13 protein-coding genes are annotated in these 12,525 nt (G+C 66.7%); 6 read left to right on the top strand and 7 right to left on the bottom strand.

All coding sequences use genetic code 11. From position 1 onward, the window contains the following. Positions 1-9: 9 nt before the first annotated feature. Both nusA and rimP read right to left on the bottom strand, forming a co-directional pair. On the bottom strand, positions 10-1,614 hold the full coding sequence (gene nusA, locus ABGN05_RS07265) for a transcription termination factor NusA (RefSeq protein WP_367953346.1): 1,605 nt from the start codon (positions 1,612-1,614) through the stop codon (positions 10-12). Positions 1,615-1,660: 46 nt separating this feature from the next. Continuing rightward, complete coding sequence (gene rimP, locus ABGN05_RS07260) at positions 1,661-2,281, bottom strand: ribosome maturation factor RimP (RefSeq protein WP_367953345.1); 621 nt, start codon at positions 2,279-2,281, stop codon at positions 1,661-1,663. 324 nt (positions 2,282-2,605) lie between these two features. On the opposite strand from rimP, the gene irrA reads away from it, so the two are divergent. Further along, positions 2,606-3,025 (top strand): iron response transcriptional regulator IrrA, encoded by a 420-nt coding sequence (gene irrA, locus ABGN05_RS07255; protein WP_367953344.1) that lies wholly within the window; start codon positions 2,606-2,608, stop codon positions 3,023-3,025. A gap of 85 nt (positions 3,026-3,110) precedes the next feature. On the opposite strand, the gene ABGN05_RS07250 is transcribed toward irrA, so the two are convergent. Further along, positions 3,111-3,692 carry an SH3 domain-containing protein gene (locus ABGN05_RS07250; RefSeq protein ID WP_373695906.1) on the bottom strand — a complete coding sequence of 194 codons (582 nt, stop codon included), beginning with the start codon at positions 3,690-3,692 and terminating at the stop codon, positions 3,111-3,113. Between the two features lie 154 nt (positions 3,693-3,846). On the opposite strand from ABGN05_RS07250, the gene ABGN05_RS07245 reads away from it, so the two are divergent. Then, positions 3,847-4,851: a 2-hydroxyacid dehydrogenase gene (locus ABGN05_RS07245; RefSeq protein ID WP_367953343.1), complete on the top strand. Its 1,005-nt coding sequence runs from the start codon at positions 3,847-3,849 to the stop codon at positions 4,849-4,851. A gap of 20 nt (positions 4,852-4,871) precedes the next feature. Here the strand turns inward: ABGN05_RS07245 and ABGN05_RS07240 are convergent, their stop codons facing one another. Beyond that, positions 4,872-5,474 carry a TetR/AcrR family transcriptional regulator gene (locus tag ABGN05_RS07240; RefSeq protein ID WP_367953342.1) on the bottom strand — a complete coding sequence of 201 codons (603 nt, stop codon included), beginning with the start codon at positions 5,472-5,474 and terminating at the stop codon, positions 4,872-4,874. Between the two features lie 78 nt (positions 5,475-5,552). Here ABGN05_RS07240 and ABGN05_RS07235 point away from each other — a divergent pair, with 78 nt between their 5' ends. From ABGN05_RS07235 to ABGN05_RS07225, 3 genes are all read left to right on the top strand, one after another. After that, complete coding sequence (locus ABGN05_RS07235) at positions 5,553-6,308, top strand: response regulator (RefSeq protein WP_367953341.1); 756 nt, start codon at positions 5,553-5,555, stop codon at positions 6,306-6,308. Positions 6,309-6,310: 2 nt separating this feature from the next. After that, positions 6,311-7,906 carry a PAS domain S-box protein gene (locus ABGN05_RS07230; protein WP_367953340.1) on the top strand — a complete coding sequence of 532 codons (1,596 nt, stop codon included), beginning with the start codon at positions 6,311-6,313 and terminating at the stop codon, positions 7,904-7,906. Positions 7,907-8,079: 173 nt separating this feature from the next. Next, positions 8,080-8,427, top strand: coding sequence for a hypothetical protein (locus ABGN05_RS07225; RefSeq protein ID WP_367953339.1), 348 nt, complete (start codon positions 8,080-8,082; stop codon positions 8,425-8,427). A 117-nt stretch (positions 8,428-8,544) separates the two neighbouring features. Here the strand turns inward: ABGN05_RS07225 and ABGN05_RS07220 are convergent, their stop codons facing one another. From ABGN05_RS07220 to ABGN05_RS07210, 3 genes are read right to left on the bottom strand one after another with little or no spacing between them, the layout of a single operon-like run. Continuing rightward, a complete protein-coding gene (locus tag ABGN05_RS07220; protein WP_367953338.1) occupies positions 8,545-9,858 on the bottom strand; it encodes a hypothetical protein in 1,314 nt (437 codons plus the stop codon). An 11-nt stretch (positions 9,859-9,869) separates the two neighbouring features. Further along, the gene (locus tag ABGN05_RS07215; protein ID WP_367953337.1) at positions 9,870-10,712 is read right to left on the bottom strand and encodes a hypothetical protein; all 843 of its coding nucleotides are present in this window, start codon (positions 10,710-10,712) and stop codon (positions 9,870-9,872) included. Between the two features lie 37 nt (positions 10,713-10,749). Then, on the bottom strand, positions 10,750-11,034 hold the full coding sequence (locus tag ABGN05_RS07210) for a hypothetical protein (RefSeq protein WP_367953336.1): 285 nt from the start codon (positions 11,032-11,034) through the stop codon (positions 10,750-10,752). Positions 11,035-11,619: 585 nt separating this feature from the next. On the opposite strand from ABGN05_RS07210, the gene ABGN05_RS07205 reads away from it, so the two are divergent. After that, a complete protein-coding gene (locus tag ABGN05_RS07205) occupies positions 11,620-12,492 on the top strand; it encodes a hypothetical protein (protein ID WP_367953335.1) in 873 nt (290 codons plus the stop codon). The last annotated feature ends 33 nt before the right edge of the window (positions 12,493-12,525 follow it).

The following is a 12,525-nucleotide window of genomic DNA, read 5'->3' as shown; positions in this document are numbered from 1 at the left end:
TTGTCCGGCTCAGGCTTCGGCCGGCTGCTCTTCCAGTTCGGCCTCGTCGGTCTCCCCGGCGAGGTCGTCTTCGGTGATCCAGCCTGCCTTCAGGCGCGCCGCGAGCACCATCTGCTCGGCGTCGGCGCGGCTCACCCCGTGGTCCGAAAGGACACCGGGGAACATCTTGGTCTCGCCGTCCTTGCGTTCCTTCCAGCCGACGATGTCGTCGACGGCGTAGCCGGCGAAATCCTCGACCGTCTTCACGCCGTCCTCGCCGAGCGTGACCATCATGGCGGTGGTCATGCCGGGCACCTCTCGCAACGCGTCCTCGACGCCCAGTTCACGCCGTTTTGCGTCGTGCTCGGCCTCGATGCGCTCGAGATATTCCCGCGCGCGGGCCTGGATCTCGGACGCCGTGTCCTCGTCGAACCCGTCGATGGACGAAATCTCGTCGGCATCGACGTACGCGACTTCCTCCACGGAGGTGAAACCTTCGGAAGCCAGGACCTGGCCGACCATCTCGTCGACGTTCAGGGCATCCATGAACAGGGTGGAGCGTTCCACGAACTCCTTCTGACGGCGCTCGCTCTCCTCCTGCTCGGTGAGGATGTCGATGTCCCAGCCGGTCAGCTGCGAGGCCAGGCGAACGTTCTGTCCGCGCCGGCCGATCGCAAGCGATAGTTGGTCATCCGGGACGACGACTTCAATGCGCTCGGCATCCTCGTCGAGCACCACCTTGGCGACTTCGGCCGGCTGCAAGGCGTTGACGATGAAGGACGCCGCATCCTGCGACCAGGGGATGATGTCGATCTTCTCGCCCTGCAGCTCGCCGACCACCGCCTGCACGCGGCTGCCGCGCATGCCCACGCAGGCGCCGACCGGGTCGATGGAACTGTCGCGCGAGATCACCGCGATCTTGGCGCGCGATCCGGGATCGCGGGCGACCGACTTGATCTCGATTATGCCGTCGTAGATCTCCGGCACTTCCATCTGGAAGAGCTTGGCCATGAACTGGGGATGCGTGCGCGACAGGAAGATCTGCGGTCCGCGCTGCTCGCGCCGCACGTCGTAGACATAGGCGCGCACGCGGTCGCCGTACTTGTAGTTCTCGCGCGGGATCAACTCGTCGCGCCGGATGATCGCCTCGCCGCGGCCGAGATCGACGATCACGTTGCCGTATTCGACGCGCTTGACGGTGCCGTTGATGATCTCGCCGATGCGGTCCTTGTACTCGTCGTACTGGCGGTCGCGCTCGGCCTCGCGCACCTTCTGCACGATCACCTGCTTAGCCGACTGCGCCGCGATGCGTCCGAAATCCATCGGCGGGAGCTGCTCGGCGATGAAGTCGCCCACCTGCGCGTCCGGGTTGCGGTCGCGCGCGTCGCGCAGCGAAATCTGGCGCCCGAACTCCTCGACGTCCTCGACCACCTCCATCAGCCGCTGCAGCTTCATCTCGCCCGTGGTCGGGTTGATGTCGGCGCGGATGTTGGTCTCCTGACCATAGCGCGAGCGGGCCGCCTTCTGGATCGCGTCGGCCATCGCCGCGATGACGATGGACTTGTCGATCGATTTCTCGCGGGCCACGGCGTCCGCGATCTGCAGAAGCTCCAGCCGGTTTGCACTGACTGCCATGATGGTCTCCCTTGCTTCGCGCCGGCCCTGTGGCCGCGCCGCGAATTCAATCTTGCGTTTGTTGTTCGTCCTCGCCGTCCGGCTCTTCGCCGCGGCGTTTCTTTCGTTCCTGGCGCGCCTTCTTGTCCTTCTGGAGCGCCTCGCGCACGAGGTCGTCCGTCAGGACCAGCCTGGCCTCGGATATGACGTCGAACGGGATGCGCACCACCGGCTCGTCGCCGTAGCTCGCCTGGTCGCGCTCGATCACCACCTCGGTCTCGGTCGCCTCGGCGATCTTGCCGCGGAACCGCTTCTTCTCGGCCACCGGCATCGAGGTCTCCAGCTTGGCCAGATGCCCGGCCCAGTGGCCGAAATCGCTCTTGCGCACCAGCGGCCGGTCGATGCCGGGCGAGGAGACTTCCAGGTGATAGGCCTTGTCGATCACGTCCTCGACGTCGAGCAGCGGCGACACCGCGCGGCTCACCTCCTCGCAGTCCTCGACCGTCATCGTGCCGTCGAGGCGCTCGGCCATGATCTGCAAGGTGAGGCCGTTCTGTCCCGACAGCCGCACCCGCACCAGCCGGTATCCCATCGAGCGCAGCAATGGCTGGATGAGCAGCGCCACGCGCTGGTCTGTTCCGGTCTCGCGGATGATGCGGTCGTCCGCCTCGGTCGTCTGGTCCGTCATTCCCGTGCGTATGTCTCCGGAAGGGCCGCGCGGGTAACAAAAAAGAGCGGGACCGGGTGGACCCACTCTTGCGCCGTACGACCAAGAATTTGACCGCTATATACCGGTTCCCGCGACGCATTTCAAGAAGTTTGAGGCGCCCGGACTGCGAGGCGTGCCGAAATTCGCCGCGGGGACGGGCTTGGCGCGCCTCGGCCGCTCCCGCCGCTCGCCCTGCGGCCCCGCCGCCATGTATTGATCTCGGCGGGTGGAACGAATATATCATGTGGCTGGCATATTGCGCGATCCTCCGGGTCCGCGGGGCACGAACACTGGAAGACGTTAATGCAAGAGACAATGGCTGGCATCGTCGGCAAGGTGCGTGAGGCGGGTCTTCGCCCGACCCGGCAGCGCGTCGCGCTGGCGGACATGCTCTTCGCCAAGGGCGACCGTCACATCTCCGCCGAGGAACTGCACGAGGAAGCAGTGCAGGCCGGCGTCCCCGTGTCGCTGGCGACCGTCTACAACACGCTGCACCAGTTCACCGAGGCCGGCATGCTGCGCATCCTCGCCGTCGAGGGTGCGAAGACCTATTTCGACACCAACACCTCGGACCACCACCACTTCTACGTCGAGGGGGCCAACACCGTCATCGACATCGCCAACGGCCCGGTCACGGTGCACAACCTGCCCGAGCCGCCCGAGGGCATGGAGATCGTCAACGTCGACATCGTCGTGCGCCTGCGCCCGAAGACATCGCGCTGAGAGCCTGCGTCATCCGCAACGACGAAAGCCGCCCGCGAGGCGGCTTTTTCATGACGGCTTCCGCGTCGACGGCTGGGCGAGGACCTCAGTCCTCCACCGTTTCGCCCGGATAGACGCCCCACACCAGCGACTGAGCGATCCAGCCGTCATGGCCGTCGAAGCTCATCCGGCACCATTCGCCGTCGCACGATTCCACCGAGCCCATGACCCCGGGCTGCAGCTTGGCCACGACGCGCGCGTCGTCCTGGGGCTTGGCGAGCAGCGGAATCTCGATCTGCTTGCCCTGCTGCCAGGGGGCGGCGAGCGCGGTGCGCTTGCCCGACAGCAGCGACTGGTTGATCCAGCCCTCCGCGCCCTCGGCGTCGCGCACCCGCCGCCAGGTGTCGTACTCCTGAACGATTTCCATCGGCAGCCCCGGCTTCAGGTACATCCAGTCGACCGAGTAGTTCAGCCCGGGCCCGATCCGGAGGTTCACCTTGCTGGCCTTGAGGCTGACGAACCGCGGCAGCGGCAGGCCGCTCGGCCCCAGCGTCACCGGCTCGGCTCCGGCCGCGGCGTTTGCCGGCGGCGCGCCCTGCGGCGAGAGGAAGGTTGCTCCGGCCAGCGCCAGCGCGGCGGCCATGCGGAAAGCGGAGGGAAGGGACACGATACGAACCTCGACTTCCATGTCTCGCCGGTCCGGCGGGCGGACCTCATGCGATCCCGTTTTTCTTTGTCTTGGCCCCGCCCTGTTGCTAGACAGGGGAGGGCCGGTCACAGGGTTTGGATTATCGCCCGTCTTGGTTAAAGAGGTCTCAACAGGACCCGGGAACGAGGAAATCATGGCGGGCAAGAAGAAGCCTCTCGTCGTCATCACGCGCAAGTTGCCCGATCCGGTCGAGACGCGCATGCGCGAACTGTTCGACGCCCGCCTCGTCGTCGACGACCGTCCCATGACGCAGCCCGAGCTCGTCGCCGCGGTGCGCACCGCCGACGTGCTGGTCCCCACCATCACCGACCGCATCGACGCCGCGCTGATTGAGCAGGCCGGACCGAACCTGAAGCTCATCGCCAATTTCGGCAATGGCGTCGAGCACATCGACGTCGACGCCGCCGCGAGGAAGGGCATCACCGTCACCAACACGCCGAACGTGCTCACCGAGGACACGGCCGACATGACGATGGGGCTCATTCTCACCGTGCCGCGCCGGCTGATCGAGGGCGCCGGCGTTCTCATCAGGGAAGGCGGCAAGTGGTCCGGATGGTCGCCCACCTGGATGCTCGGCCGCCGCATCTGGGGCAAGCGGCTCGGCATCGTCGGCATGGGCCGCATCGGCACCGCGGTCGCGCGCCGTGCGAAAGCCTTCGGACTATCGATCCACTATCACAACCGCAAGCGCGTGGCGCCCGCCATCGAGGACCAGCTGGAGGCGACCTGGTGGGAGAGCCTCGACCAGATGCTCGCCCGCATGGACATCATCTCGGTCAACTGCCCCTCCACGCCCGCCACCTTCCACCTGCTGTCGGCGCGCCGGCTGGCGCTGATGCAGCCCTCCGCCTACATCGTCAACACCGCGCGCGGCGACATCATCGACGAGGCGGCGCTGATCCAGATGATCCGGGACGGCCGGCTCGCCGGCGCCGGTCTCGATGTCTTCGAGCACGAGCCGGCGATCAACCCCAAGCTCGTCAAGCTCGCCGCCCAGGGCAAGATCGTGCTCCTGCCCCACATGGGCTCCGCCACCATCGAGGGCCGCGTCGACATGGGCGACAAGGTCATCATCAACATCCGCGTCTGGGCGGATGGTCATCGGCCTCCAGACCGGGTGCTGCCGGCGAGGATGTGAACGGCGAGGGACTGCCTTGCCTATGCCGCCTCGGCTGCAGCGATGCCGCATAGGAGAAGCCGCAGCTTCAGGGCCGCCAGCTCGGATGGCGCCATTTCGAGACGGTTCAGATCCTTCCAGACCGGAAGGCTCACCAGCGTCGTGACCACGCCGACCGCCCTCGGATCGGGATGCGGTGGCGAGAGAGCCTCCCTGACCAGCGCTTCGATGCCTGCTCCGACGGCCCTCAGGAAGCCGTCGAGTTCCGGGATCATGTCGCTGTCCCGCGCTGCCAGCGTGAGGCGCTGCCAGCCTCGCTCATAAAAGGCGTCCGTCTCGGCGATCAGCCGCGCCAGTTTCTCTTCCCGTGTATGAAGGCCGGCGAAGCAAGCTTCCGCATCCTCCGGCACCGGCGGCCGCATCTCCGCCCAGACATGCATCCCGCAATTGCGCACCAGGTCTCCGGTCGTCGCGAAGTGCCGGTGCACCGTCGCCTGCCCCACCCCGGCCCGCTCGGCGATATCCGCGAACGTGGTAAAGGCGGGCCCCTTCTCGTCATGGAGCTGGATGGTCGCCTGGAGAATCCGGTCGCGGATCTCTTTCATCGCCTGTTCGCGCTTCTCCATCCTGTAGGAGCGAGCCATGGAATCACCGATTGACAAAATCAAATTTTCACGAAATAAGCTATCCGCTAAATCGGATCAGTCAAGGCTGGATCTCGCATGTTGCAAACAGCCGGTTTCGCGAAGAGCATGTTCTGGCCGCGTCCCGGTCTCCGGTTCATCGTCGTGGACGACGAACCTGAGATCCGGCACATGCTGTGTGAGTACCTCGGCCGCGACGAGGTGACCGTGGACTGCTGTGCCAATGCAGCCGAACTGGACGCGGCGCTAGACGCCGGTCCCGCCGACCTGATCGTGCTCGACGTCCTCATCCCCGGCGAAGACGGCATCTCCATCGCGCGCCGCCTGCGCGCAGCCGGGTCGGTCCCCATCATCATGCTGACGGCCCTGGACGACGTGGTCGACCGGCTGGTCGGGCTTGAGATCGGTGCGGACGACTACCTGACGAAGCCGTTCGACCTGCGCGAACTCGCCGCGCGCGTGCGCGCAGTGCTGCGTCGCGCGACGCCCGCTCCGCCGGTGCCTTCACCGTCCTCGGCGAGCCCTGGGGAACATGTCGGCTTCGGCCGCGTCTGGCTCGATCTCCAAAACCGCTGCCTTGCGGACGGGTCCGGTGCGAGGATCGCGATCACCGCGACCGAATTCGCGCTGCTGGAACTCTTTGCTCGCAACCCCAACACCGTCCTGTCACGATCGCGGCTCCTCGATCTCGACGACGGCGCGGGTGAGCGCTGCATCGACATTCGCATCGCGCGTCTGCGCAAGAAGACCGAGGTCGATCCGGCCAAGCCCCGCGTCATCAGGACGGTCCGCAACGCCGGCTACATATACGTTCCACCCCGAAACCTTGCCTGACGATGCCGGGGACCGCCCCCGATGCGGTCGCGCCGGGGCATGCGCCTGCCCCGGAAGTCCACGCCGCCGTCCTCGCCGCGGTCGTCGAATCGGCGCTCGACGCCGTCATCGTGACGGACGAGAAGGGCATCGTCGTCACCATCAATCCCGCCGCCGAGACGACCTTCGGCTATTCGCGGGAAGAAGCGCAGGGCCGGTCGATCGCCTCCCTCATCGTGCCCGAGCACCTGAGGACGGCGCATGATGACGGGATGGCACGCTACCAGCGCACGCGCGTCCCCCATGTCCTTGGCAAGCGCGTGGCTATGGAGGCGGCCTGCAAGGACGGGCGCATCATCCCCGTCGAACTGGCGATCACCGAGGTCTCGCTTCCCGACCAGCGTCTCTTCACCGCCAACCTGCGCGATCTTTCCTCAGCCAGGGCCGCCGAACGCGAGATCAATCGCCAGCAAGGCCTGCTGCACCAGAGCGAGAAGCTCGCCGCGCTGGGCTCGCTGCTTGCGGGAGTCGCGCATGAACTGAACAACCCGCTTTCCGTCGTGCTGGGGCAGGCCATGATGCTGCGCGAGGAGATCGCGGCTCCCGGCGACCGTGCCGTCGCGGCCCAGCGCGTGGAGCGGATCGAAGCCGCGGCGCAGCGATGCGCCCGCGTTGTCCGCTCCTTCCTCGCGATCGCGCGCCAGCGCGAGGCGGCCAGGCAGGCGTTCGACCTGGCGCCCCTGCTCGACCAGTCCATCGATCTCGTCATCTACGGATTGCAGAGCGGCGGTGTGGAAATCGTGCGGGACTACGGGACCGACTTGCCCATGGTGTTCGCCGACCCTGACCAGGTCCAGCAGATCGTCATCAATCTGCTCGTCAACGCTGGACAGGCGATGGAGCGGCAGGTCGGGGAAAAGCGGATCACCATCGCGGCAAGGGCCGGACGCGGCGTCCTGTCCCTCCGGTTCTCCGACAACGGACCCGGCGTGCCGCCCGCGATCGCCGGTCGCATCTTCGATCCCTTCTTCACCACGAAGCCCCACGGGCTGGGAACCGGCATCGGTCTTTCGGTGTCGCGTGGACTTGCGCAGGCGAACGGCGGAGAGCTGCTGCTGGCCGCGACCGAAGGACAGGGCGCCGTCTTCGAGCTGACCCTCCCGGCCGCGTCCTCACAAGGCGTGGCGGGCCTCCCGGAGGCCGAGGTCTCGTCGAGCGAGGCGCCGTCCGGACGGTGGCGCGTGCTGGTGGTGGATGACGAGACGGAGGTCGCGGAGGTCATCGGCGAGATCCTCGAGACGCTCGGCTGCGTGTGCGTAACCGCCCGGACCGGCCGGGAAGCCGAGGCACTGGTTTCCGCGCGTGGCGGCTTCGATGCCGTCATATCCGACCTGCGGATGCCCGACGCGGGAGGCGCGGAGTTCTTCCGCTGGCTGGAGAAGAGCCATCCTGATCTTGCCCGCCGCACCGTCTTCGTGACGGGCGATGCCCTGGGCCCGGCCGCGCGGCTGTTCCTCGACGGCTGTGACAGGCCGGTCATCGAGAAGCCGTTCGTGCCGGCGGAGATGCGCCGGATCGTCGCGGGTGTGCTTGCCGCGACGGGCTCGTCCGCGGGCTGAAACAACTGAAATATCCCGTCCGGTCCAGTGAAACACGCAGGCAGCAGGCCGGGTGGATAGTCCTTGCATCGTCGAAAGACGGAGAGACCGGAAGAAGAGACTGGTCTTCGACAGAAGCCTGCGGGCGCTTTTCCCCCGGAAAGCCTCCCGCTATCAAGACAAGGACAAGCAACATGAGAACGACATCCAGGATCATCCACGGCATCGTCATGCTCGGCGCGGTCGCGGCGGTAACGATCGGAAGCGCCCAGGCGCAGCGCAACACGGTAACGCCGGTCAGCCAGATGAAGATGGCCTCGGGGCCCCAGCCGGGCGACTGCAAGGGCAACTACGAGATGGTGTTCGGCGCCAACCCGGCGATGGCCCAGCAGATCTGGCAGGCTTCGGTCGCCAGCAAGTTCGGCAACAAGTGGGCTCACTGGGTCGGTGCGAAGAACAAGTCGATCGTCCCCCAGGCCACCAGCAGCGGCACGCAGTTCCGCGCGATGGCGCAGCCCTGCTTCTACCAGCCGGTCCCCTGAACGGATGATGCGGCGCGGGCTCCGGCCCGCGCCGCTTCCTTTTCCCCGGGTCTGCGACCAGCCGATGACGCCTGGCCGCGGTTCGTCATTCGGCCGGACCGCCGGGATTTCGTCGGGCTAGGTCGGCTGGTCGAGCAGGGTCTCCAGCTGGTCGTATTCGTCCCCGTCGATGCTGGAATACAGTGCTTCCCATGTGGCCGCCGCCGCGAGCTGGTACAACTCGGCCTGGTCGTAGGCCTTCGCCGCGCTCAGGCAGGACAGGATCGCGATCTCGTCGTCGTCGCCCGTGGAGCCGTCCAGGCAAGCCTGGATGGCCTTTACCTTGACGCGCGCGGCCACCCGGTCGAGCCAGTTCTGGGATTTTGCGGACGAGACGAAGTTTCGCGCCACGTCGTCGCCATCCGTGTCCAGCAGCTTCGGCAGCGTGATCTCGCTGGCGATGTCGGGGATGTTCACCACGAAGGTCCGCAACTGGTTCAGCGTGGTCAGCGCCGGCTGGATGGCGTTGATAAGAGCCGTGAGGATCGTGCCCGGCGGAACGTTGGGCGCCCAGGCATCGAGCGCGGCCTGCCGCGCGGTCATGAAGCTCTGGACGAGCGTCTTCGCGCTGTTCTCGCCGGCGAACTTCACGGCGTCCTGCGCGGCCGCGAACTCGAGCTTCAGGAAATCGACGGCGTCGTGGCAGGCGAGACGCTGGCGGGCGTCGATCGCGGGGTCTGCCATGTCGAGCAGGACGTTGTAGAGGTCGTCGTAGCGCGGGATCTCCAGCTGGACGCAGATCCGCGTTGTGTAGTTGATCTGATGCATCATCTGGAACAGCTCGTTCCGGCGGTGAACGGGCGGCGCTGCGGTGTCGTAGGCGGTGATGACGAAAGCCGGGACGCGCGCGGCCTGGGTCATGGATTCCCGCCGACGCATCGTCGCGCTCGCGATGCGCCTGTATATCTCGGGACGGGTCCCGAGGATGCGGTCCAGGCCGAACGGCTGGTACGGCAGGGGCCAGGTGCGGATCTTCAGAAAGACGTCGCCGAGGTTCAGGGGGCCGTTGTGGTCGAGCAGCGGCAGATGCTGGCGGATCAGCTGCCAGGGTATGTAGTCGCGCCAGTCGAGCACTTCGGCGGTGCGCGCCGCGATCGGATCGAGGTAGGCTTCCTCGAGTTCGTCGTCGAGCCCTTCCCAGCCGCGCATGGCGAAGAACATGCGGATCATTTCCTTGCTACTGTTCGCGGACACCATCGTGTCGCGGATCTCGCGCTCCTCCGCGTCGCCCGTGGCACCGCTGGCCAGGGTGTAGACGCGCTGGCACTTGGCTTTCTTTATGTTCTCGCGAAGGCTGTTGCTCGGCGGATCGTAGTCGACGTTCTCGGAGGCGTAGAAACCCTTGAGCGACGTGCTGCCGCTGGCTGCGACGTGGTGGCGCACGAACTCCATGGCAGCCCCCGCTACTGCAGCGCGATGAGGATGGGAACGAGGCCCAAGCCCTCTGCATGAGGCGCAAGCGCCTTGCCGATGACGGCGCCAAAGGCACGCTTGGCGTCGTTCGCGATCATCGCATGTCCCGCCGTGGGCGAACTGGTCAGCAGATCGCCGACGCCGATGGCGCCGTGGGACGCGTCGACCTTGCACCAGGCGCGGCCGACGAGCGCGATGGGGCGGCTGGCGGCGCTAAGGTACCGACCCTTGCCCATGACGATGCCCGGCTTGAGGTCGCCCGCCCCGGCCACCACCCCGACCACTTTCCGATCGTAAGCCATCGTGGAGGTTTCCAGCACGCCGTCGGCGCCGATGACCATCAGGGTTCCGGGTTCCGCGATCTGGCTGCCGAGGACGAGAAACTCTTCGGCACAATCCATGCCGGGGAAGGAGACGTCGCCCGTGACCACCACGTCTCCGTGGAACTGGGCCACGACGTGACCCGGCCCGCCGGTGTGTTCCGCCCACAGCGCCATTCCGGTACCGTTCGGATTGTCGACCTTCGCGAACACGGCGTGTCCCTGGCCGGCCACCACCGCGGACACCGCGGCGCCCGTGCTGTCCAGCGCGGTCTGGCGCGCCACCAGGGCATCGCCCTTGCCCTTCGCCTCGGTATAGGTCCCGGGGCCGTCGCCGTTCGTCAGCGCGAAGACGGCGGCGCCCGTCGTGCCAGGCCCGGTCGCTTGCTGGAAGGCGGCTACGGCCGCCACGTTCGAGGAGGTCGATTCCGCATGGATGCCTTCCCCAACCGAGAATGCGTCGATTGCCGAAGTCGTCGGGTCGGAACTGTTCGTGCTGGTGAAGCTGGCCAAGTTGACCTCCTGTCGTGATGAATGAGGCGATCGCGGTTCAGCCGCGCGTAAGGGGCGGGAGGTCCTGCGGAGGCTTCGAGATCGGGAATTCGCATTCCCCGACGCCATCGAACTGAACGCGGGCCCAGAGCGCCTTCTGCTCGCCTTCGGAGGTCATCGAGCCCTTGACGCATATCCAGACGCTCGCGAGGCCGGACGCGGAACCGTCGTACTCTCCCTCGGCCAGCGGCGAGAGGACAACGAGGTCACCGACCTTGCCGTCGCAGGGGAGGTTTTCCCGGCGGAAGTTGGGACGAACGTTCAGTCGATTGAAGGGATCCACAGCAGCTCTCCGCCGGTGCACGATCCATCGGGCTGCAAACTGAAGGGATTCTGACGATGCTTTCGCGCCGACGTACCGCTAGTTAATTCGCAAGCATAGAGGTCAGAAAAACTGAATGGTCGTCAAGTAAATATTTGTTTCAGGTGAGGAATTTCGAGATGGGACAACCAAGAGATTTTATCGCAATCACTCATGCTACCTTCGATGGAATTGATGGCACCAAAGACTAACAAGCTCTTAATAGTCGAGAACAGTTCCTATGCAAGTTGACTAGAAGTCGGAAGACGATGGGAGCTCGCCGCGCGACCGGTTCGCACCGCCCTATTTTCCCGATTCCGGGAAAACGGGAGGCTCACCGATCCGGAAGTCTGCCTTTCCACATGCGCAGTCGGCCATCGCCCGAAAAGGTAGCTGCTCCCTGTGCTCCGTGGACGAGATTCTTCCCGCTGCGTGCGATCTCCGGCTCCAAGCTTCGGATTTCATTTCGCCGACTGTCGACTGCCCACTGCAGACGAGCGCTTTTTCATCCACGCCTCGCCACCCCACCCCATACTTCCGCCGCCCGGATCAATGGAAAAGGCGGCAATGGACTGGCAGGTGGCAATCGAGCGGAACAGGGCGGCACTGCGGCGCGTGCTCGCCGCGCTCATCGCCATGGCTGGCTTCGACCGCCGGTTTGCGCCGGAGGCGCAAAGTTGCCATGCCGGTGGCTCGGCAACAGGCGGAGAAGGCCGGGACGCTGCCGGAGGCAGCGGGGACCCGGCGGGAGGCCGCCCCACTCTCCCCCGCCGTCTCCACCGCGCCGTGCTGCGCCTGCTGCGCCCGACGGAGTCCGCTGCCCGCCGGTTGATCATCGTGGCCGCAAAAACCCTTCCCCAGGCGCCGCCGGCGCCCGAGCCCGCGCGACCGGCGCCGCGCCCCGGCGGGACGCAGCCGAATGCCGCGGTGTCCGTCCTGCGCAGCCTCGGCATCGCTATCGTGATTCCGCCCTCCACCGTCCTTGCGCCCCGGCGCTCCGTCCCGGCTGTCCGCCGTCCCCCGGCCTCCATCGCGCTGCCGCTCGCCGACCGGCTACGCAACCCGGGCCCGCGCCTTCGCACCGTTCCGCCGCACGCGGCGCCCCGCATCCTCTCTTTCGAGGGCGCCGTGCCCCATCGCCTGCCGCCGCCACCGACGCCGAACGACCGCCTCGACGCGACGCGGCTGGTGCTGAGGTTGCGGGCGCTGGCCGCCGCGCTCGACGACCTGCCGCGCCAGGCCCGGCGCTTCGTGCGCTGGCAGGCGCTGCGCGCCCGCGCGCGAGCGCGGGGGCTGAAGTTCCGCATCTCGCCGCTGCGCTCCGGCCGCCCGCCAGGCGCGCGTAGCGCAAGCCGCCCGCTCGACCATGAAATCCACGAAGTCTTGCGCGACCTGCACTGGTTCGCCCACCAAGCGCTCGCCGGTCCGGACACGTCTTGACCGGCCGCCGCAGTCCGATCGACCCGTCACAAC

Origin of the sequence: Aquibium pacificum, assembly GCF_040839445.1 — a bacterium.
Lineage (GTDB): Bacteria > Pseudomonadota > Alphaproteobacteria > Rhizobiales > Rhizobiaceae > Aquibium > Aquibium pacificus.
The sequence above is the reverse complement of the archived record's forward strand: the minus strand, read 5'-3'. Positions and strand labels throughout refer to the sequence as shown.

What these genes read in the sequence shown, in the direction of transcription:
- nusA (WP_367953346.1), bottom strand. Translation starts at nt 1,614, where the DNA reads ATGGCAGTCAGTGCAAACCGGCTGGAGCTTCTGCAGATCGCGGACGCC.
- rimP (WP_367953345.1), bottom strand. Translation starts at nt 2,281, where the DNA reads ATGACGGACCAGACGACCGAGGCGGACGACCGCATCATCCGCGAGACC.
- irrA (WP_367953344.1), top strand. Translation starts at nt 2,606, where the DNA reads ATGCAAGAGACAATGGCTGGCATCGTCGGCAAGGTGCGTGAGGCGGGT.
- ABGN05_RS07250 (WP_373695906.1), bottom strand. Translation starts at nt 3,692, where the DNA reads ATGGAAGTCGAGGTTCGTATCGTGTCCCTTCCCTCCGCTTTCCGCATG.
- ABGN05_RS07245 (WP_367953343.1), top strand. Translation starts at nt 3,847, where the DNA reads ATGGCGGGCAAGAAGAAGCCTCTCGTCGTCATCACGCGCAAGTTGCCC.
- ABGN05_RS07240 (WP_367953342.1), bottom strand. Translation starts at nt 5,474, where the DNA reads ATGGCTCGCTCCTACAGGATGGAGAAGCGCGAACAGGCGATGAAAGAG.
- ABGN05_RS07235 (WP_367953341.1), top strand. Translation starts at nt 5,553, where the DNA reads ATGTTGCAAACAGCCGGTTTCGCGAAGAGCATGTTCTGGCCGCGTCCC.
- ABGN05_RS07230 (WP_367953340.1), top strand. Translation starts at nt 6,311, where the DNA reads ATGCCGGGGACCGCCCCCGATGCGGTCGCGCCGGGGCATGCGCCTGCC.
- ABGN05_RS07225 (WP_367953339.1), top strand. Translation starts at nt 8,080, where the DNA reads ATGAGAACGACATCCAGGATCATCCACGGCATCGTCATGCTCGGCGCG.
- ABGN05_RS07220 (WP_367953338.1), bottom strand. Translation starts at nt 9,858, where the DNA reads ATGGAGTTCGTGCGCCACCACGTCGCAGCCAGCGGCAGCACGTCGCTC.
- ABGN05_RS07205 (WP_367953335.1), top strand. Translation starts at nt 11,620, where the DNA reads ATGGACTGGCAGGTGGCAATCGAGCGGAACAGGGCGGCACTGCGGCGC.